The organism is Streptosporangium sp. NBC_01639 (assembly GCF_045209755.1).
Lineage (GTDB): Bacteria > Actinomycetota > Actinomycetes > Streptosporangiales > Streptosporangiaceae > Streptosporangium.
The window spans coordinates 8,759,079-8,778,109 of the sequence record NZ_CP109272.1 but is presented as its reverse complement, the minus strand read 5'-3'; the positions used below and the strand labels follow the sequence as shown (position 1 = coordinate 8,778,109).

Here is a 19,031-nt window from a genome sequence, read left to right as displayed (position 1 = left end):
GCTACGGGCGGTCGGGTCAGGAGATCTCATGGAGGGGGGCGAATAGAGAGTCGGGGCCGGCCGGCGGCAACGGAACCCCGAGCCGCTCGAAGGCCTCACGCAGTGCGCTGTCGCTGGCAAGAACGAGATCGTAGACACCTGCCGACTGCTGGGCGTTCACGATCTTTACGACGAGGGTGAGAAGTTTCTCGGCTTCCTCCTGGCGGGCGTTGAGCATCTGCTCAAAGATGCCAGCCGCGTTGTCGGGATTTTCGGTGAGCTGTATGGCGTAGCGCGCGAACGAGCTCTTGGTGGCTTCGGACAGGAGTTCCTCACAGACCTCGCTGGATTCTCGGAGCTTTTCCATCCGCAATTTCGTGGCCTCTGCCCGCGCCTCGATCTCGTACATGTCGATCAGATGGGCACGCCTGATTGCCTTCACCTCCCCGGGCAGTCCGAGCTCGGCCCTCGCACCCCAACGGGAGATGATCGCGTTGTCGCGCGAGGTCTCTGCGAGGCAGCGGTCGAGGCTCTCGTTGACCGCTGCCTCGGCTGCGTCTGGCTCGAATATGGAGTGGTTGCGCGTCGTGGCGCGGACCATCTGACGCACAAGGTCGCCGACGTGATCGACCTCCTCTCGATCGGGCGTCCACTGGCCGCGCCTGCCGCTCGGCAGCCGAGACAGGCGGACGGCCACTGCGAAGTCGAACGCCTCTCCCAGCGCGGGCGCGGAGAAGACCAACTCCTTGCTCACCTCGGGAAAGGATGGTTCGGGGGCGGCGGTGAAGCGCTGGATGAGAAACGACATCGGTTAACCGTCCTTCAGGATGTAGGTCAGATGGCGAGAGAGGTCGGCGGAAATGGTCCCGTTCCGCTGCCATAGCAGGAGGTAGAGCTGGTAGGTCCGGCGCAGTCGGAGGCTGCCCGAGTTACCGGTTCCGAAGACGTCCTCGAGTACTGGCCGCAGCGACGGACGTTCGTCCCACTCCCTCACCCAGTCGGTGAACAGCTGCCACAGCCGGCCTGCCAGGCTTGATCCTTGCCCTGCCATCTCGTCGGCAGACAGGCTCAACTCCAGAGAGTGGGTCCATAGGGCGACCAGGTCGGTTCCGGTGCAATGATCGAGCAGGGTCGGCCGGGTACCGTTGTGGCGCAGCGGGCCGAGCCGTACCAGTGCGAGCGCGGCGGCGAGCCGCCCGCCGAATGCGTCGCCGCGCGCCCATCCGGCCAGTTCCGCGGCGATGGGCCCTGCGGTGTCTGTCACGTATATGTCGGCAATGGATCGGGCTACGGCGTCGCAGAGCCAGTAACCCTTCGTGGTTCGCGTGATCATTCGGAACGATGCGAGCACCTCGTTGACGTCCCGGATGCTCATCTGTGAGCCATAGGCTATCGCCGCCGTCGTCCGCCGTTCATACGGACCGATCTCGGCCCATCTGCGCAGCAGCGCCTCCACCCGGTCCCTTATCTCGGGGTCGCTGGCCGCAGCCTCCAGCGCCCACGCGGCCAGTTGTTTCTGACCAACCTTGGAGGCACGACTCCACCCATCGAGGAACTCTTTCTCGATCAGGTCGAAGTCGCATGTTGCGAGCAGTCCAACCGCGTGCGCGACTTTGATCCGCACGTGCTCGTCCGGGCTCTCGCCGAGACGGCGCAGCCACGCATAAAGGTGCCCGCGGACGGCCGGTAGCTCCTCCCAGATCATCGGCAGGAGCAGGGGGGCAAGCTCGTCACACAGCTGGACGCGCCGCCCCTCGCCCCGGCGGGCGCCCTGTATCGCGCTGATCCCCGAGTAACTGAGCCAGCTCCCAAACCGCTCCCAAACCAAAGTGTCGTCGTGCTCTTCACTTTCCCGCTTTCCAACGAGGATCTGCTCGGCCAAGTCGAGCGCGGCCCCCGACACGACCGGTTCGGGCAGGCCATGCAGCACAGCGCTGCTCACCAGGAAACACCGGCCGAACCTCGTCGGTTCTTCATCGAGATGTTCGTGAAATCGCGTGTGAGTGAACAGCGGCTGGGCGTTCAGCACATCGAGGACGGCCCGGCCCTGCCGCACGCCCTCCACCAGCCGCTCCGCGAGCTGCAAGGCCTCGGCCGGCTGGCAGCCAGACAGCCGGCTGACGATGTCGTGCTCGTCCAGCCCGTGCGCATCCCATGCGTCCGGATCGTTGAGCAGGTAGGTGAACGTCTTCCGGAAGACGTGGTCAGCGGCTGGCGGCGCATGGTCCACCATCCGATGGGGAAGGTCGTAGTCCGGGCCGACCAGGACGACGATGCGGCACTCGCTGCGCGTCGCCACGGCCGACAGGTGATCGGCGACCTCCTCCAGTTGCGACGTCCACGGGCTCTCATCGGCGAGCAGGAGGTATCCGGCGCCCTTCTCTAGGTCGGCCATGTCCACGCGGAGTGGCTCACCCCTGATCATCAGCCGATGGCACGACTTGGCGACATCCAGCAGGGCGGCGATGGCGGTCATGGTCCTGCCGGTGTTACGGGGTCCGCGCAGCAGCAGGAGTGGCTCATCGACCAGCAGCTTGGCCAGCCGGGTCTGTGATTCGGTGAGAACCAGGCAGGCTCTGAGCCGTTCCAGGCGCTCCCCGGCTACCGGCGCGGTCTGCACAGGCGGTCCGTCGGAGGAGCCGAAGTTGTAGTAGAGGTCGCGGCCGGCGCCGTAGACCCTGGCGTTGTCGCTGGCGTGGTTGACGGGACCGCCGAACCAGTCGCGCCCCGCTGTGGTGTCCTTGCCGGTATTGAGTTTGCGCAGACTGGTCAGCCGCAGCCGCAGGTTGTCCTCTTCCTGCTGGATGCGGCTGACCAGCGCAGCATCCCCATCGTGTTCATCTTGAGCGTCGTTCTCGTCGTGGTCATCTCGGTCAGCTTGGTCGGATGGCTGGGACGATGCCCCAGCTGGTGAAGACGTCTCCTCCTCGTCGGGGCTCGGCCCGGCGGGGACGTCCGGTTCGGGAGCGGCCTCGTTCATCGGGACGGCTTTCCTCGCCGCGGATCCTCGCCGAAGAAGGCGTCCCTGCCGCCCGAGAGCGCGATGCCGTTGCCGCTGGCCGTGTTGGTGCTGCCGCCGTAGTAGTCGCGGCCGGCGGTGACCCCGCCATGCCGGGCGCTTTCATCCGGCTCAACCCCGCGTTTGGACGCCCCGGATTCGACGTCATACTCGTCCAGCTCGGCAAGCCGGTGCACGTTGTGTCCGGGAAGGTGGATGTAGGCGCGGTACTCCTGGGACTTGGCCTTCACGTGGACATGGCGAAAGTCCTCAGGGGAAGGGCCGCCGTAGCCTTGCCCGACGAAGTCCTCGAATATCCGGTCTGAGACGATCACTCCGAGATCAGCCTCCGGGCATGCGCTCATGGCAGCGCGCAGTGGGTCGGCCCCTACCAGCCGCCCAGACCGTACGGCGTGGCCACCTGGCGACCCGACGGCACCGTTCACGTGAATGTGCCCGCCGTGCACGGCCAGGCGCAAGCGCGTACGGAACCGTCCCCGATTGAACGCCTCGACGCCCTGTGCGAGCGCCGTGACAAAGGGGCCCAGGACGGCTGCGGCGTCGGTGTCCGGCGGCAGGACGGTGAACTCGCCGTCTCCCTGCGGCTGTCGCTTCCAGTCGAGAAGCGCCAGGCCCGCCGCTCCGGCGGCCAGGTCGAGCACCCGGATGAGCGTTTTTTGTAGTTCCACCTGGTCACCATCGTGGCGGCCTCCATAGTCCTCGATGTCCGAGGTGATCATCAGGCGATATTCTCGTTCGTCGGACATGTGATCCTCCTGGATTTCTAGCTTCGCAGTCGCGTGCCAACGTCGATTGTGCGGACGATCGACTTTCGGGAACCCGGATTAATAGGGCTTTGCCGGAGGATTTCCCGGGGGGAGCGGGGCGAGGTTGGCGAAGGCCTCCAAGCCCGGAAGGTCGGTGACGACCACTCGCCGGTGGCCGGTGCGCACCAGCCCCCGCACCGATAGGTCGCGTAAGATCTTCTGCACGGTGCTCTCTTTGGCGCCGATCAGGCCGCCGAGCTCGATCTGGGTCAGCGGGACGCCTAAATCTGTGCCCTCCGGGCCAGGACGGCCATGTCGAGCGACCACTGCTAGCAGCAGGCGGGCCAGGCACACGCCGCTGTCATATCCAGCGAACTCCAGCCGACGCTGATTCGCCCAGCGCAGCCGGTCACCCATCAGGGTGCTGAGAGTCAGCGCGGCGGAGGGATGTCGCCGCAAGTAGTCGAGAAAGACTTCGCCCCTGATCAGCCGGGTGACGGCCGTTCCGCAGGCGATCGCAGTCGCCGAGCGCGTCGACCCGTCCAGCACGGCCATGTCACCGATCACGTCCCCCCTGACCCGCACCGCGAGCAGGGACTGTCTGCCGTTCTCCGTACGCGCAGTTACCTTGACCAGGCCATGCATGACGACAAAGACGAGGTTTCCGGAATCGCCCTGGCGGACTATCACGTAATCGGTGGGATACGTCCGGACGACTCCCATCGCGAGCAGGGCCTGCCTGGACGGCTCCGGCAGCCGCGCCAGGAAGGTTCCCGATGGCCAAGGAGATGAACCTGGCGAAGCCGGAACCCGTCGCATGGAAGCCCTCCCGAGGATACGAGGCGGCACACTGCCAGCGCGAACATGTTATCCATGAAAAGGCTCAGCGATGCCTTTTGGATAACAGCTGTCCCTATCTGTGGATATCGGAATGTCTTTTCGGTCGATACCGGATCCACGGCCAGTGATCGTGCGCTTCCCTGCTCTGTGAGCAGGGAAGATTAAATATCTGGCCTTAAGAAACCGCCTCATTCATGAGTACTTCGCCGCTGCTCAGGTAACGGTGTAGGGAGGTTTTGGGGATACCGGTTTTGGCCGCGATCTGGCCGGGGGACTCGCCTTGGGCTTTGAGCAGACGGGCGTATTCGATCTTTTCAGCTAGGTGCGCGCCGATTGTTTCCAGCTTGGCCAGCACCGCCTCGGGCCGGTCGGGGCGCAGTGGATGCCAAAGCAGCCATGGTTCGCTCAGGCCGCGCATCGTCTCCCAACACGCGCGGGTCTTGCCGGTGGAGGATCCGCCGACCAGCACCACCATCCGGCTTGCGCCGTCCTGTAGGCCCTCCACTCGGCTCGGCGTTACCGGGGGTGAGGTAGCTGTGAGTGATCGGCTCCCATCATCCAATGGAGAGTCCGAATCGCATCGTGGCTGTTCATCGACCTCGCGAGAAAACCGGTATCCCAGACGGCTGCGGAGCGCTATGGCTTCGCACCCCAATCTAGGATCCTGCCGGGCAGCTTTGGCCTGGTCTTCCTCGCTACTTTCCCCCGGTGGCGTCGACCCGAGTGGAGGGCCATGTAGCGGATGTGCTCACTCGTGGTTCCGTAACGCTCGCTTAATGCTGGGCGTGCAGGGCTTGCCTGATTTTCGCGGCCAGGTCGGTAGCTTCCTCAGGCGTATGCTCAATGACGCCGTTCTCGGCCATGAGCGCGTGGTATTGCTGCTGTTCGTATGGGACACCGGGAGGCAAAGCGGCGATGTGCCAGTGCAGATGGGCGTTTCCCTGCTGACTGCCCAAGGACAGTAGATAGGTCCGCTCGCACGGCACGCTTGCTTCCAGGGCAAGAGCGACTCGACGCACTACATGCATCACGTCGATGAATTGCTCCACGTCAAGATCTCGGACAACGTGCTCGATGTGGCGCTTGGGAGCTACAAGGACATACCCGGGCAGTGCGGCGAAGCGCGCAAGAAACCCGATGTGCCTGCCATCGTCGTAGACGATTTCTTCCGGCTGGCTGGGATCACGATTGACAATTCCGCAAATGAAGCATGGCCCTGTCTGGGAACGCCGGCTATAGCTCTCTAGGTCGAACGGCACGCGCCGAATCGAGCCCGTCATGATCACCCCTAGTGGAACGCTTGATCTTGAAGTAGCTGATCATCCTAGAGTCTTGGGACATTCCCCCCAGCCCAAGATCCATCAGGAGACCGGTGGTCCACAGACGCCTTCTCACCAATCTGACATATGGGCCATGTCGATGCCAAGATCGCTGAGATTATGTCAAGATCCTTGAGATCCTACAGGAGCTCTACAGGCCGGCTTTGCCCATGGGGTTGTCCTTCCAGCGGTCGACGGCGCGGACGTAGCCGTGCACGGTGGGGGAGGTGGGCTTCCAGCGGCCTTGTTCGGCGATTTTTCCGGTGGGCACGTTCGCGTCGGCCAGAGTGGTGGCGCCGCCGGCGCGCAGCCCGTGCGCGCTGTAGCGCTCGGCATCGGCCAAGCCGGCGCGCAGCGCGGCGTCCTTGACGATGGTGTTCAGCGTGACACCGGACAGGCGCAGCCCGCCGCGGCCGGCCCAGCCGGGGGTGCCGCCGATGCGGTCGAAGCGGTCGATGGGCCGCAGCAGCGCCCCGGTGGTGATGCCGTGCTCGTGCAGCACGGCCAGCCAGGCCTGCACCGAGCGGACCGGGCAGGTGAAAAGGTGCGAGCCGTAGGGGACGGCGACGGTCTGCCCGGCGGCGTCCTGGTCGGTTTTGCTCATCGGGATGAACACCTCCAGGCCTTGGCGCGGGAAGGTGAGGTGGTCGCAGTCGAGGGCGGCGAGCTCGCTGCGCCGGCCCATCAGCGCGAAGCCGAGCACCAGCGCGGCCCGGTCCCGGATGCCGGTGGGGGTGTCGTCGGGGGTGTGGTTGATGAGGCTGCGCAGGATGTCGATGGTGATCGGCGGGGCCTTGCGCACCGTGTTGCCCGGCTTGGTGCTCCAGGTGCGGCGGTAGGCGCGCAACGCGTCGCGGGCGGCGGTGGTGTGCGGTCTGGCCAGACCGGCCTTGCCGTGTGCGGACGATACGCAGGCCAATGCCTGGTCGATGCTGGCCGGGGCCAGGCCGCGCCCGGCCAGCTCGGCGACGAAACTGGCCAGAGTGGCACCGGTGGCCGGCAGCGGGGTACGTCCGGTGGCGGTGCACCAGGACAGGTAGGCGGCCCAGATGCGGGCGTAGGCGCGGGTGGTGTTGGCCGCCGGGGCCGCCGCGATCAGCCGTGCCGCCTCCTCGGTCACCTGCTCGTCGGCCGAGCGCCGACCGCCGGCGACCGTTACCCCGTCCAAGACGACCGCATCGTCCATATGTGCCGCGCTGTCGGCCGGAGCGCGGCGGGCGAGCGCGGTCCCGGACGGGCTCGGCGCATCGGGGGAGGCATCCGCCCCGGCGCCGTCATTGCCGTCAGGGCCTGGCGTCGTGCCGTCAGCGTCGTCTGAGTGCTCCAGGTTCATGCGGCCATCCTTGTTGATTCATAGGATCATTGGTTCTATTTGTGGCCGGGCAGGCTTGCGATAAGGCAACTTATCGCAAGCCTGCCCGGCGTGCACGTGCTGCCGAGGTATCGTAACGTAACCTTTTAATTTTTAACGTGTCGAGAAGACACGTTTTGGTAGAGTGCTTGGGTGGCTGACAACGCATCACCCCGCTCTGCGGATGACCCGAAAAACACCGCTTTCGACCTCCGCCCGGAACTGGGTCATCCGGCCGACCCGCCCGGCACCCTCGGCCGCTCCGACGGCGGCCCGGACGTGGCGGCCGAACCGCTCCGGCCGCCCGCCGCCGATGCGGAGGCCCCGCACGGCCGATGTGCCTGGGACGGCCAGCCGCTGCCGCGCTCCACCGGCCGCCGGCCCCGCCAGTACTGCAGCGACGCCTGCAAAACCGCCGCCTCCCGCGCTCGGCGCAAAGAACAGATCACCGCGGTGACCGCCGCGGTGATCGAGTCCGGCGCGGTCCTGGCCGAAGCCCGCCCGCTGCAGGAGGCGCTGCGCACACTCGTCGACCGCTTCGCCGAAAAGGTCGACCTGGCTGAGAGCGGCGCGCTGGTCCGGATCAGCGCCGCCGAAGCCGAAGCCACCGAGGACCGCGCGGACGCCGCGATCGCCCGCGAGCAGGCCGCGGCCGCCGATCGCGCCCGCATCAGTGCCGAGCGGCGGATGCGCGAAGCCGAACAGGCCCGGCGACTGGCCGAGGAGCGCGAGGGCAACGCCCGTGCCGACCTGGAACGTATCGGGGAAAAGACCCGCGCCGAAGTGCTCGAACTCGGCGAAAAGCTCGGCGACGCCAAGAGGGCCACCGAGCTCGCCGAAGGCGTGACCGCCGACCAGGCCAACCAGCTGTACGCCCTGCGCACCGAAAACCGCGAGCTACAGGCCGCCCGCACGGCACTGGACGACGAGCTCGCCGAACGCGGCCGCCAGCTGCAGACCGCGCAGCACACCAGCGCCCAACTGCGGACCCAGCTGAGTGAGCACAGCGACCGGGCCGCAGCCCTGGCGCTGCAACTGGCCACCGCCACCGCCGACGCCACCACCGCACGCGAGGAGGCCTTGGCCACTCACGCCGACCTCGAGCGGGTGCGCCAGCGCCACGACGAGCAGACCCAGCACCTGCGCGCCGAGCTGGAGGCCGCCCGGCAGCAGGCCGAGGCCCGCGCCACCGAGCTGATTCGGGTCCAGACCCTGCACGAGGCCGACCAGGACCTACTCGACGAACTACGCGGCCAGCGCGAGGACCTCAAAGCCCGCCATGACGCCCTGCACGCCGAGGTAGGGAAGCTACGAACCGAGATCGACCAGCTGCGGGCGCACCCCGCGCCCGCCGCCGCAGAGCCCGAACAGGACCGATGAAGCCGTCACCGGCCGGTATTACCGTAGGTAAGAGTGCATCGATCCCGTCAGACGGGGCGTCGACGGCCAAAGACAGGAGAGCCGAAGGGCCGCAGGATGGCGCGGCCGGCGCCACGACCACCGACGACCACATCGCGCAATGCCCAGTGAGCGTTCACCGGTGAGCCCCAGGAGACCGGGCGAGACCTGGTGACGGCTCAGGGCGATTATCAGGTGGCGGCGACCGGCATTTGGCCATCGGGTCAGACGCTCAACGGCTGCCCGTAGCCCGCTGCACCCTTGAGGCCGCGTTCCACAGCGGTTGCGTACCGGAATCGTCGACCCGACGTCGAACCAGTCGATCAGCGCATGGCCGCCACTGACATCCCAGTGACGATTTCTACTGACAGAAAATGACGAAACCGCTGCTCAAGCAGCCATAGCACCGTCAAAACCTCGCAGGAAACGTCACCAGACTTCAGCCGGGGAGAGGCGCTGCGCCGCCCAGGAGCGCATACACCGAACGCGGCCAAGTTACCGGGCTGCGGAACATCTACCGAGGGAGGAGCGAGAGCGCTCAAAAACTAAGACGAAACCGGCACAAAAGCGTCAAGTAAGTGAGAGGTCTTCACGTTACTGATACGAAGTGACGATTTCGCTGACGCCACGTGACGAAACCCCAGGTCGGCGAAATGACGAATCCCAACCGGAACCCCGAAAAGGGCCTCTGACCTGCGCACTGACACCTCATGCAGATTCCTACTGACATCTCGCTGCAGATTCGCAGACTGCCTCAGATTGAGTGAGACAGGACATTCGCACAATTTGCACCTGCACGGACCCGATGCGCGACCATAACTTGCGGGAATTTACATTCCCGGTAGTTGGTTTCTCTTGACGCTGACGCAACAGAATCGAATTATTGAATTCTATTTTCCAGAAAATAAAAAATGCTATCCTAGGGTGGTGACGGAAGAGTCGGGCGCGGTGACGCCGTGCAAACACTGCGGGACACCGATCGAGCAGCGTCCTGGGCGGGGGCGGCCACGGGCGTACTGCCCGCAGGGGGACTGTCAGGCGGTGGCCAAACGTGAACGGGAGACGAAACGGGCGACTCCCGGGCTGGAGGGAGCGCTGGCCCGGGCGGAGGAGTTCTACGAACGGATGGAGAAAGGGATGGCTGCGACGATCGCGCCACTGGCCCAGGTGTTGGCCGCTGAGCTCAGCCCCGCAGGAGTGGAGGCCAAACTGAGCGCGGTGCAGGCCGAGGCCCATACCCGGGTGGCGATCGCGCGCACCGAACGAGAACAGGCCTTCGAGCAGGTACGGCTGGCGCGCGAGGCCACCGGCCACGCCCGCCGGGAACGCGACACGATGGCACGGCAGGTGGAGGAGGCGAACGCCGAACGCGACATCGCTCTGGCCGATGCCGAGACGGCCAGACAGCAGGCACTGGCCGCCCTGCACGAGGCGGCCGCCACCGAACGACAGGCCAAACACGCGGAGCAGGAGGCCAGACGTAAAGCCGAACGCGCCGAGCAGGCCAGGGACGCCGCGGTGCGGGAGATGTCCGAACGGGTGGAGGCCGCCGAGACCGAGAAGCAACAGGCGCAGGCGCAGGCCGTACACGAACACCTGCAGTCCGAGCAGGCACGCACGGAACGAGACCTCGCACAGAACACGGCCAGAACCGCCGTGGAGGCGAGGACCGAAGCCGAACGGGCTCTTGTCGCCGCCGAAGCGCGGGCACAGACGATCGAGGCCGAACGAGATCGGGCAGTCCTGCGAGCCGACAGTGAGACGCAAGCGCGAGGCCAGGCTCAGGCCGAGGCGGCCGAAGCCCGAGCTCAGGCGGTCCGTGCCGCCAAGCAGGCAGCCGAGACCGAGAAGCGGGCGGCGCGGCAGCTCGCCAAGGCCGAGGAAAAAGCCGATGAAAAGGTCTCCGAAGCGCGGGAACGCGCCGCGACCGAAATCGCCCAGGCACAGGCTGAGCGGGACGAGGCGCGGATGCAGCTGGCCATGGAGCAGATGAGACTGTCCGACCTGCGTGAACAGGCCGAGGCACTGCGAGCCGAGGCCGCCCAGCTGAGGGAGCGGGCGGTAACGGCGGAACTGCGGGCCGGCACGGGTTACGGCGGTTAGGGACGCAGCGATCACATCGCAGGCCGAGCGGCGGTTGCGGCGTGACATTACTCGGGTGCCGGTAAGAAACGTGTCATGAGCTCCAGTGCGCCACGAAGCGCTGATCTGTCCGTGCGGAGGTGAAAGACCGCCGCTGCTCTGCCGTCGTGGTGGCGGAGCAAAGCTGGAGGCAGCCCAACCCTGGAGTCGCTGGGGAGGGCGGGAGCAGCCTCGACAAAGTCGGGTCGGCCTGGCACTACCGGACGGGCCGGGCCCGATGAGCGAGACGAGAAGGTATACGCGAGGAACCGGTGTCGTTACGCCTCTTGATGTGACGCCAGCTCAAATCCGGTGGATATGGGCTGGTCAGCGGTGCGCACCCGCCCCCTCATCGCGGGGCGGGGAACTTCTGGCCGGGCATTGGGGCGCCTGGTCGGGAGGCCATGGTGAAAGGCCACGGCGTAGCCATGGCGAGGCCGCAGGGGTATAGCCGGGTGCCTAACTCGTCGAACGGACAGCAGTGAACGTGGGAACCCCCGCGCTCCCTCCTCTTCGACCTTCCAGCCAGGAAGGTGAGCGGGGATAGGTGCGATGTCCGCCGAAGGGCGTGGGTGGGACGGAGCCGTCGTAGTACTCCGAGCCGGGGAGAGCCCGGCACATGGGGAAGGACGGCAGCGTGTCGAGCAAGGAGAAGGGTGCAATGTCCGAAGATGCGGCGGTGAATACCGACGCTGGGAGATGGCCGGATGCTGATCCGGCTTTCTTCGCGGTACGGAAGATGCAGATCAAGTTGCACCGTTGGGCGACCGATGATCTCGGTCGCCGGTTCGGTGACCTGTTCAACCTCGTCTATGACCGGGCGTTTTTGGTGCACGCGTGGGAACGCGTGTCCTCTAACGCCGGGGCGCGGACTGCGGGCGTCGACCGGGCCACGGTGGCCTGGATCGAAGCCCGGATCGGGGTGGAGACCTTCCTGGAGGAGATCCGCAACTCGCTGAAGTTCGGCGGGTTCGAACCGGTCGAAGTGCGGCAGGTGATGATTCCCAAGGCGAGCGGCAAGCTTCGCAAGCTGGGCATCCCCACCGTCGCCGACCGGATCGTCCAGGCCAGTCTCAAGGCGGTGCTCGAACCCATCTTCGAGGCGGATTTCCTGCCGTGCTCGTATGGGTTCCGGCCTAACCGGCGGGCGCATGATGCGATTGCCGAGATCCACCATCTGGCTTCGGCTCCCTCGAATCACACCTGGGTGCTGGAGGCGGACATCACGGCGTGTTTCGACGAGATCGACCACACGGCGTTGATGGATCGCCTGCGGGCGAGGATCAAGGACAAGCGGGTCTGCGCGCTGGTCAAGGCGTTCCTGAAGGCCGGGGTCATGACGACTACCGGAGACCGGCAGGAGACACCGGCGGGAACCCCGCAAGGCGGGATTCTCTCCCCGCTGCTGGCCAACATCGCCCTGTCGGCGCTGGACGAATACTTCGACCGGCAACGACGAGAGCAGATGGGAACCATTTACCAGCGGGTCAAACGCAGGAAGAACGGTCTGGGCAACTGGAAGCTCATCCGGTTCGCCGATGACTTCGTCGTCATGGTGAGCGGAGAGCGCCGGCACGCCGAGGCACTGCGTGAGGAGGTGGCGGCCGTGCTCGTTCCGTTAGGGCTGCGGCTGTCACCGGAGAAGACCCGCGTGGTCCACATCGATGAGGGCTTTGACTTCCTCAGCTTTCATATCCGCCGGATGCGGAAGAGGGGGACGAACAAGCATTACGTCTACACCATGGTGTCCAAGAAGGCGATCCAGTCGATCAAGGACAAGGTGAAAGCAAAGACCTACAGGTCAACCCGCCATATGAGCCTGGCCGAGCTGATCGGTAGTCTCAACCGGCTCTTGCGCGGGTGGGCGAACTACTTCCGGCATGCGGTGGCGAAAGATGTGTTCAACGCGATCGACTCCTTCACCTGGCGTCGCGTCGCGAACTGGATCTTTCGCAAACACTCACTGCTCAGCCGTCAGGAGATGCGCCGCAGATTCTGCCGACCGGGCACCTGGAGAATCGTTCATGACGGCATCGAGCTCACCGGCGCCGCCAGCGTGAAGGTGACCCGATACCGCTACCGGGGGCACAGCATCGCAACCCCCTGGACCCCGACACCGGCAGCCGCCACAGCCAGCGGCTGACCAACGGCCACAACACGTGGAGAGCCCGGTGCTTCGAGAGGAGCACGCCGGGTTCGGCGGGCGGGCCGGGGAAACGGACTGATCGCAAGGTCAGCACCGCGCCCTGGCCCGACCCAACAATGAGCGGCATTGCCCAGGTCACCATTACGACCTCGTCAGGGTCGAACCCTGTCCGGGTCCTGACGTGATCTTGCACGGGTGCCGCTCTGGCGACCCCGCGTAATCAACTGTCGCCTAAGGGCGGGCGGGTGCGGCAGGACTGGGAGCCGGAAGACCTGATCGAGGTCTGGACGCTGTTCGAAGACGACATGAAGAAGGTACGGAACAAATCGGGGGCGACCCGGCTCGGGTTCACGCTACTGCTGAAGTTCTTCGAGGTGGAGGCCCGATTCCCGGAGTCGGCCAGGGAGGTTCCGGCCGCCGCGGTGGAGTACGTGGCCCAGCAGGTGAAGGTGCCGGCGGGGGCTTGGGCGGCGTACGACTGGCAGGGCGAGCGGAGGCGGCGCTGTCGGAGCCGTCCGGCACGGTGCGGCGGGTGATCTTCCCAGTTGGTCGGCGAGGAGAAGACACTCAAGGCGCTGGCGGCGGAGGCCGCGGCGAACGAGGCCCGCTACAAGGCCCGGGTCCGCACGGTGCTGCGGTCGTCGTACTCGGCGCACTGGCGGCGGATGCTTGCGCCGCTGCTAAAGGCGCTGACGCTGAAGCCGCGTACCGGCCGGTGATGGACGCGATCGACCTTCTGAAGCGGTATTTGGAGCAGCCGCTGAAGGAGGGCGCGTTCTTCGGCCCGGCGGAGACGGTGCCGCTGGAGGGTGTGCTTCCCGACCAGTGGCGGGTGGCGGTGGTGGACGACAAGGGCCGCGTCGAGCGCATCCCGTACGAGCTGTGTGTCCTGGTGGCACTGCGGGACACGCTGCGTCGGCGGGAGATATGGGTCGTGGGGGCGAACCGGTGGCGCAACCCGGAGGACGACCTGCCCGCCGACTTCGAAGACAACCGAGATGTGCACTACGCGGCCCTGGGGCAACCGCAGGACGCGGGCGAGTTCATCACCGCCCTCCAGTGCAAGCTCCGCACGGCGCTGGACCGGTTCGAGCAGGCGCTGGCCGAGGGCACCACGGGCGGGGTCGCGATCGTCAAGAAGCACGGTGAGCCGTGGATCAAGGTCTCGCCGCACGGCAAGCAGGAGGAACCGGAGTCCTTGGTCGCCATCAGGGGCGAGATCGAGCGACGCTGGGGCACCATCGACCTGCTGGACATCCTGAAGTACGCCGAGTTCGACACCGACTTCATCTCCGAGTTCACCTCGGTGGCAACGAGGGAGAACCTGTCCAAGGACGTGCTGCGGCGCCGACTGCTGCTGGTGCTGTTCGGGCTGGGCACCAACATGGGCATCAAGCGGGTCGCGGTGACCGGCAAGCACGGCGAGTCCGAGGCGACGTTGCGCCGGGTGCGGCACCTGTTCGTCAACCGGGCCAACATGCGCGCTGCCCTGCGGAAGCTGGTGAACGCCACCTTCGCCGCCCGCGACGAGATGTGGTGGGGCAGCGGCACGGCGTGCGCCTCCGACAGCCGCAAGTTCGGCTCCTGGTCCTCGAACCTGATGACCGAGTGGCACCAGCGCTACCGGGGCCCCGGGGCGATGATCTACTGGCACGTCGAGCGGAAGTCGGTGTGCATCTAACGGCCGGTTCGAGCTGGATATGAACAGACATCTCGACCTGGACCTGACCGCCCGGGACACCGTACCCGTGCCGCGCGCCGCCGAGGGCAGACCGGCGGCGGCCTGGGGTGAGGAGCTGGGGATCCGATCACCTACGAACAGCATCTGGTCACCAGCACCCTCGCCGCATAACAACGCAAACAGGTGTCCACTTCATGGGGGGCAAGGCTCAAGGCCGGGTAGTTAACGTATTCGTGCTGGTGGCAAGGGGCCGTACTGGCTGGTGTAGGTGACCGGTCCGGCCTTGTGGACGAGTCCCTGGCTGGCCCACCGGTCGAGCTGTCGGCGCATGGTGCCCAGGGTGACCTCGCCGAGGGGCACCGACCCGGCGGCGCAGGTCGCGCAGGGCCTTCGCGGTCGGCCACGCGATCTCCAGCCCTGCCCCTGCCAGGGCCGCGGTCAGCTTCTGCCACACCGGCCGGTAGCCGACCTCCGGGAACAGGCACATCGCGAGTACGAAGTAGACGCCCACCCGAGAGGGCAGGTCCCGCAGCCGGCGTTGCACCGTCAACGTCTCTTCCAGGACGGCGTCGACGAGATCGAACGGCAGCACCTGGGTCAGCTCGCCCAGGTGACCGGGAGCGAACCGACCCCCGGCCACCGTGAACTCACGAGACACGGTCGTCGGACCAGGCGGCAGGGCCCAATGACGTACAGGCAACGGAGCTCCGTGAGTGGCGGAAGTCTTGGCGGACTACCTGCTCCAGCGGGGCTCCGCCGCCCGCGTTCCCTTCGGCGCGAAAACCGCGGCCAACCCCCTTGCCACCAGCACGAATACGTTAACCACCCGGCCTTGGGGCAAGGCTCGACCCGGACTTCATGGTTCCGCGCCTCACCGCGTCCATGGCAGATACCTCACGTGATCAGGCCGGCACTGGTCAGCCAGATGTGTTCGCATGTCGCCGACGCCTCTTGGAGCTTCTCGCGGGATTCCTGTGAAGCGTGGTAGAAGGTCCGCTCGATCATCCAGCACAGGGCGCGTGCCATCGCCGAGGCCTGGTCCGGTGCAGTGCCGACCTGGATGCCGGCGCGTTCCAGGACGGCGGTGATGGCCGCGATGAACAGGTCAGCCGTGTGCTTCCACAGTTCACCGATCTCCGGCACGGTCAACGACAGGTCGATCGCCGTGCGCATGACCGGGCCGTGTTCGTTCCACAGCTCGACCGTGCGCTGCATGGCTGCTGCGATGGCCTGGCGTGGCTCGTCGGTCTGCGCGGTGGCCCGGGACCGTTCCCACAGGTGCTCGACGGTCCGGGCCACGAGTGCCGTGACCACTTCTTGCTTGGAGCCGAAGTAGAAGTACAGGGCCCCGCGTGTGATGCCGGCGCCCTGGGCGATGTCGCCGACGGTCATGGCGTCGTAGCCCTTGTGCGCCAGCAGGCCTTCGCAGGTGTCGAGGATGGCCCGCTCCCGGACATCCCCCTTGCGCTCGGTGGTGCGCCGACCGCGCGCGGAATGGTGGCCGGGCATCAGAGCTGAGCGCCCTCGGCGAAGTCGGTCGTACGCGAGAGTGTCTCCCACGCGCGGATGTCCTCGTCCACGGCCGTGCGCGCGGCGGTGACCAGCCGCAGCGCGTCCGTGCCCAGGAGGAGGTGGGCCGGCGGCTGCTCGACCGTCGTGATGTGCACGACCGCTTCCCCCGCCTTGGCCGGATTGCCCAGCTGGTTCCCGCTGGCCTTCTGCCGCGCTTCGCGGATGGGGGTGAACAACTCGTCGTAGTCGTCGACGGTCCGCGCAGCACGTGCCATGGACCGTCCGGCCCAGTCGGTGCGGAAGGAGCCGGGCTCGATCGCCGTCACATGGATTCCGAACTGCGCGACTTCCTTGCCCAGCGCCTCCAGGATTCCCTCCAGGGCGAACTTGCTGCCGCAGTAGGCGGACATGCCGGGCACGGCCATGAGCCCGCCCATGGAGGTAACGGCCATCAGGTGTCCGCGACGGCGGCGGCGCATGTGGGACAGCGCCGCCTGCAGGGTGGCCACCGCCCCGAACACGTTCACCTCGAACTGCCGTCGCACCTCGGTCAGCGGGGTTTCCTCGAAGGTCCCCTCCAGGCCGTAGCCGGCGTTGGCGACGACGACGTCCAAGGGGCCGACGCTCCGCTCGACCTCCACGACCGCGCCGGAGACGGCGTCACCGTCCGTTACGTCCAGGATACGGCCGTGAGCATGCCCGGGCCTGAGCTCTTCGAAGGCCCGCAGGTCCTTCTCGGAGCGGACGGTGCCGATGACGGTGTGCCCGGCGGCCAGGGCGGCTTGGGCGAAAGCGCGCCCCAGGCCCGTGCTGACGCCGGTGATGAGCCAGTTCCGCTTCTCCATTGTTCCTCCAGAGAGGTCTCGCGAGGAGCCGGGTCGCCCTCTTCAATAAAAGTCTACACCGTGTCGATTTTTATCGTTACAACGTCGATTCTGGTAGCGCTCACGGAATGGAACCCCCAGGCCATCCGCGTGCCGCGCACCGCCCGGATCGGCGCCGTCAAGGCCCAGCAGCCAGGCCGTCAACCTAGAACCGCACCCCGATCATCACAGGGACACCCAGCGAGGGCCTGAGAGAAGATGCGGGGCCTGACCACCGGCAGGCTGCCACTCGGCTGTCGTCAAACGATCGAATGACGACAGGCGCGACGGGCGTCCAATGAACCCGGACTTTTCGGGGCCTGTTCGCGGCTCGGATTTAATGAGATCCAATGGAGGCTGATGACAAGGTTTGCTGACAGCTAGGGTCGAGAATGCGACATCGAAACAGGGGAGCGGCATGGCCAACCTGGTCTACAAGCGGGTGTCGACCGACCAGCAGCCGACCGGCCGTCAAAACCTCGTGCTCGACGAGGCCGGGATCGAGGACCGATCCCCTTCGAAGAAGAGGCCGGCACCTCCAGCCGCCTCCACCCGCGCACCGGAGAACTGCTGTCCACCGTGAAGTTCACGGTGCAGACCCTCGCCGCAGCCGGCGAACTCCAGCGCGACCTCCAGCGCGAGCTGACGTACGACGGGCTGCGGGCCGCCGAGGCGAAGGCAACAAGGGCGGCCGACGCTCAGTCGTCATGGCAACGAAGGCCGCCGCCGTACGCGCCGCGTACCTGGACGGCCAGTCCATCGCCAGTCTTGCCCGCGAACACGACGTCAGCCGCGGTGCCATCCGCACGGCCGTTGCCGACCTCATGCCCGAACACACCGCCGTCCACCAGGACGTCCCGGCCTCGGAGCTGGCGGTCGCCCTCGACATGCCGGGCAAGGTCGCCGACTTCCTACTCGCGGCCGAACTGGACGACGCCGAGCGCGCCGCGCTCGACCAAGGCGTGACTGTACGCCGAGGTCAGGGCTACACGTTGCGCGTCAGCGCCGTGCCCTCGGTACACCGGGCACTGCTCGCCCACTGCCAGCCTCTCGACGGCGCCCCCAGCACTCCGGCGATCCCGGCGCAGCGCAAGGCCCGCCGCGAGTACGAGACCCGCGTCAACTCCCTCGTAGCCGACGCTCGGCGCTGATAGACCGCCGAGACTGCAGCCCAGAACGTTACACAGGGCTACTCGCCACCTGACCGTAGCTATACGAGGACAGGGCCTAGCCGCCGGGTCGGGTTGGTGGTCAGCCAGCCCTGATCCATCCAGAAGGTCGCTGCGGAGCGGAGCGCGTCTAGGTGCCGGTTGAAGGTCGCGGGAGCCCGGCCGCTCCATTGGAGGGTGAACCAGGTGGTGAGCCGGTCGACGCCTGCTTCGTCATCGAGCTCGGCGAGCAGGACGTGGGTGCCTGGCGGCGCGAACTCGGTGGTCAGGGCGCGGAGGGTGGAGCGGTAGTCGCGCTGGGTGTTGCGTTGCTCGGAGCCGGACAGGGTGGCCAGGTAGGCGGTCGTCGCGCGGGGAGCGGAGGTGATCCGTCGCGCTCCAGGCGGTGAAGCTCGCCCACGGTACCCCCTCACGTTGCTATCGCATATAAGCGTGCCGAGCCGGCCTCGGTTCGGCGAGGTATTCGCCCTGCTCGGTTCTGTCATTGTCGCAGATAATAATCAGTTAGCCGCGGGAGCCCGGGGTGACAGTCCTGCGACTCTAGGACTCGATCGTTTGCCGGCCAGAGGGGGCGTAAGCCTGGAGGAAGGTGTCGACGGCGACCCGGGCCACCTCCCGCAGCTCATCGTCGCCGAGCAGTCGGGGGCCCATGCGTGAGCGCGCCTTCAAGTGTCCTACGAGCAGGGCGAGTAGCTGCTCGGCCACCGGCTCAGGGCCGGTGGCGCGCAGGCGGCCGGCCAGGATGAGGCGAGCTAGCGCCGTGTCAGGCAACGTTTGCCCAGCGATGTCTGTGTGATAGCTTCAGCGGCGCCGTGCAGCAGTACGACTGGAGGAGGTGAGACCGATCAACGCTGTGATGACAGATCGGGGCTCCCTCCTGTGCATGG

Annotated in this window: 20 protein-coding genes; 8 read left to right on the top strand and 12 right to left on the bottom strand. The window is 66.5% G+C overall.

Features of this window, described 5'->3' with window-relative positions:
* Nucleotides 1-16: 16 nt before the first annotated feature.
* The 7 genes from OHA77_RS39865 to OHA77_RS39835 form a co-directional block, all read right to left on the bottom strand.
* Complete coding sequence (locus OHA77_RS39865) at nt 17-787, bottom strand: hypothetical protein (RefSeq protein ID WP_406314557.1); 771 nt, start codon at nt 785-787, stop codon at nt 17-19.
* A gap of 3 nt (nt 788-790) precedes the next feature.
* Nucleotides 791-2,959, bottom strand: coding sequence for a hypothetical protein (locus OHA77_RS39860; RefSeq protein ID WP_406314555.1), 2,169 nt, complete (start codon nt 2,957-2,959; stop codon nt 791-793).
* Nucleotides 2,956-3,744: a hypothetical protein gene (locus tag OHA77_RS39855; RefSeq protein WP_406314553.1), complete on the bottom strand. Its 789-nt coding sequence runs from the start codon at nt 3,742-3,744 to the stop codon at nt 2,956-2,958. Before OHA77_RS39855 ends, OHA77_RS39860 begins: the two co-directional genes overlap by 4 nt.
* A gap of 78 nt (nt 3,745-3,822) precedes the next feature.
* Nucleotides 3,823-4,467 carry a Crp/Fnr family transcriptional regulator gene (locus OHA77_RS39850; RefSeq protein WP_406314551.1) on the bottom strand — a complete coding sequence of 215 codons (645 nt, stop codon included), beginning with the start codon at nt 4,465-4,467 and terminating at the stop codon, nt 3,823-3,825.
* Nucleotides 4,468-4,759: 292 nt separating this feature from the next.
* A complete protein-coding gene (locus OHA77_RS39845; RefSeq protein WP_406314549.1) occupies nt 4,760-5,059 on the bottom strand; it encodes a helix-turn-helix domain-containing protein in 300 nt (99 codons plus the stop codon).
* Between the two features lie 298 nt (nt 5,060-5,357).
* Complete coding sequence (locus OHA77_RS39840) at nt 5,358-5,864, bottom strand: HIT family protein (RefSeq protein WP_406314547.1); 507 nt, start codon at nt 5,862-5,864, stop codon at nt 5,358-5,360.
* A 190-nt stretch (nt 5,865-6,054) separates the two neighbouring features.
* On the bottom strand, nt 6,055-7,236 hold the full coding sequence (locus OHA77_RS39835; RefSeq protein ID WP_406314546.1) for a site-specific integrase: 1,182 nt from the start codon (nt 7,234-7,236) through the stop codon (nt 6,055-6,057).
* Between the two features lie 171 nt (nt 7,237-7,407).
* On the opposite strand from OHA77_RS39835, the gene OHA77_RS39830 reads away from it, so the two are divergent.
* The 6 genes from OHA77_RS39830 (at nt 7,408) to OHA77_RS39805 (ending at nt 14,600) form a co-directional block, all read left to right on the top strand.
* Entirely contained in the window at nt 7,408-8,634 is a 1,227-nt protein-coding gene (locus OHA77_RS39830; protein ID WP_406314544.1) for a hypothetical protein, read from the top strand.
* A 1,059-nt stretch (nt 8,635-9,693) separates the two neighbouring features.
* Complete coding sequence (locus OHA77_RS39825; RefSeq protein ID WP_406314542.1) at nt 9,694-10,755, top strand: hypothetical protein; 1,062 nt, start codon at nt 9,694-9,696, stop codon at nt 10,753-10,755.
* A 655-nt stretch (nt 10,756-11,410) separates the two neighbouring features.
* Nucleotides 11,411-12,916: a group II intron reverse transcriptase/maturase gene (gene ltrA / locus OHA77_RS39820; RefSeq protein ID WP_406314541.1), complete on the top strand. Its 1,506-nt coding sequence runs from the start codon at nt 11,411-11,413 to the stop codon at nt 12,914-12,916.
* Between the two features lie 248 nt (nt 12,917-13,164).
* A complete protein-coding gene (locus tag OHA77_RS39815) occupies nt 13,165-13,455 on the top strand; it encodes a DUF4158 domain-containing protein (RefSeq protein ID WP_406314539.1) in 291 nt (96 codons plus the stop codon).
* A 9-nt stretch (nt 13,456-13,464) separates the two neighbouring features.
* Complete coding sequence (locus OHA77_RS39810) at nt 13,465-13,638, top strand: hypothetical protein (RefSeq protein ID WP_406314537.1); 174 nt, start codon at nt 13,465-13,467, stop codon at nt 13,636-13,638.
* Nucleotides 13,638-14,600: a Tn3 family transposase gene (locus OHA77_RS39805; RefSeq protein ID WP_406314536.1), complete on the top strand. Its 963-nt coding sequence runs from the start codon at nt 13,638-13,640 to the stop codon at nt 14,598-14,600. Before OHA77_RS39810 ends, OHA77_RS39805 begins: the two co-directional genes overlap by 1 nt.
* A 208-nt stretch (nt 14,601-14,808) precedes the next feature.
* Here OHA77_RS39805 and OHA77_RS39800 read toward each other — a convergent pair whose 3' ends face one another.
* From OHA77_RS39800 to OHA77_RS39790, 3 genes are all read right to left on the bottom strand, one after another.
* Complete coding sequence (locus OHA77_RS39800; protein WP_406314534.1) at nt 14,809-15,240, bottom strand: transposase domain-containing protein; 432 nt, start codon at nt 15,238-15,240, stop codon at nt 14,809-14,811.
* A 254-nt stretch (nt 15,241-15,494) separates the two neighbouring features.
* Complete coding sequence (locus OHA77_RS39795; protein ID WP_406314532.1) at nt 15,495-16,109, bottom strand: TetR/AcrR family transcriptional regulator; 615 nt, start codon at nt 16,107-16,109, stop codon at nt 15,495-15,497.
* Nucleotides 16,109-16,957, bottom strand: a complete 849-nt coding sequence (locus OHA77_RS39790) for an oxidoreductase (protein WP_406314530.1) — start codon at nt 16,955-16,957, stop codon at nt 16,109-16,111. The genes OHA77_RS39795 and OHA77_RS39790 overlap by 1 nt, the downstream gene beginning before the upstream one ends.
* Before the next feature lie 436 nt (nt 16,958-17,393).
* Between OHA77_RS39790 and OHA77_RS39785 the strand changes: the two genes are divergently transcribed.
* Together OHA77_RS39785 and OHA77_RS39780 are read left to right on the top strand one after the other, a co-directional pair.
* A complete protein-coding gene (locus OHA77_RS39785) occupies nt 17,394-17,558 on the top strand; it encodes a hypothetical protein (protein WP_406314528.1) in 165 nt (54 codons plus the stop codon).
* Nucleotides 17,559-17,682: 124 nt separating this feature from the next.
* Nucleotides 17,683-18,126, top strand: coding sequence for a hypothetical protein (locus OHA77_RS39780; RefSeq protein ID WP_406314527.1), 444 nt, complete (start codon nt 17,683-17,685; stop codon nt 18,124-18,126).
* 59 nt (nt 18,127-18,185) lie between these two features.
* Here OHA77_RS39780 and OHA77_RS39775 read toward each other — a convergent pair whose 3' ends face one another.
* Both OHA77_RS39775 and OHA77_RS39770 read right to left on the bottom strand, forming a co-directional pair.
* Complete coding sequence (locus tag OHA77_RS39775; RefSeq protein WP_406314525.1) at nt 18,186-18,557, bottom strand: hypothetical protein; 372 nt, start codon at nt 18,555-18,557, stop codon at nt 18,186-18,188.
* Between the two features lie 127 nt (nt 18,558-18,684).
* Nucleotides 18,685-18,915 (bottom strand): TetR/AcrR family transcriptional regulator C-terminal domain-containing protein, encoded by a 231-nt coding sequence (locus OHA77_RS39770; protein ID WP_406314523.1) that lies wholly within the window; start codon nt 18,913-18,915, stop codon nt 18,685-18,687.
* Between the last annotated feature and the right edge of the window lie 116 nt (nt 18,916-19,031).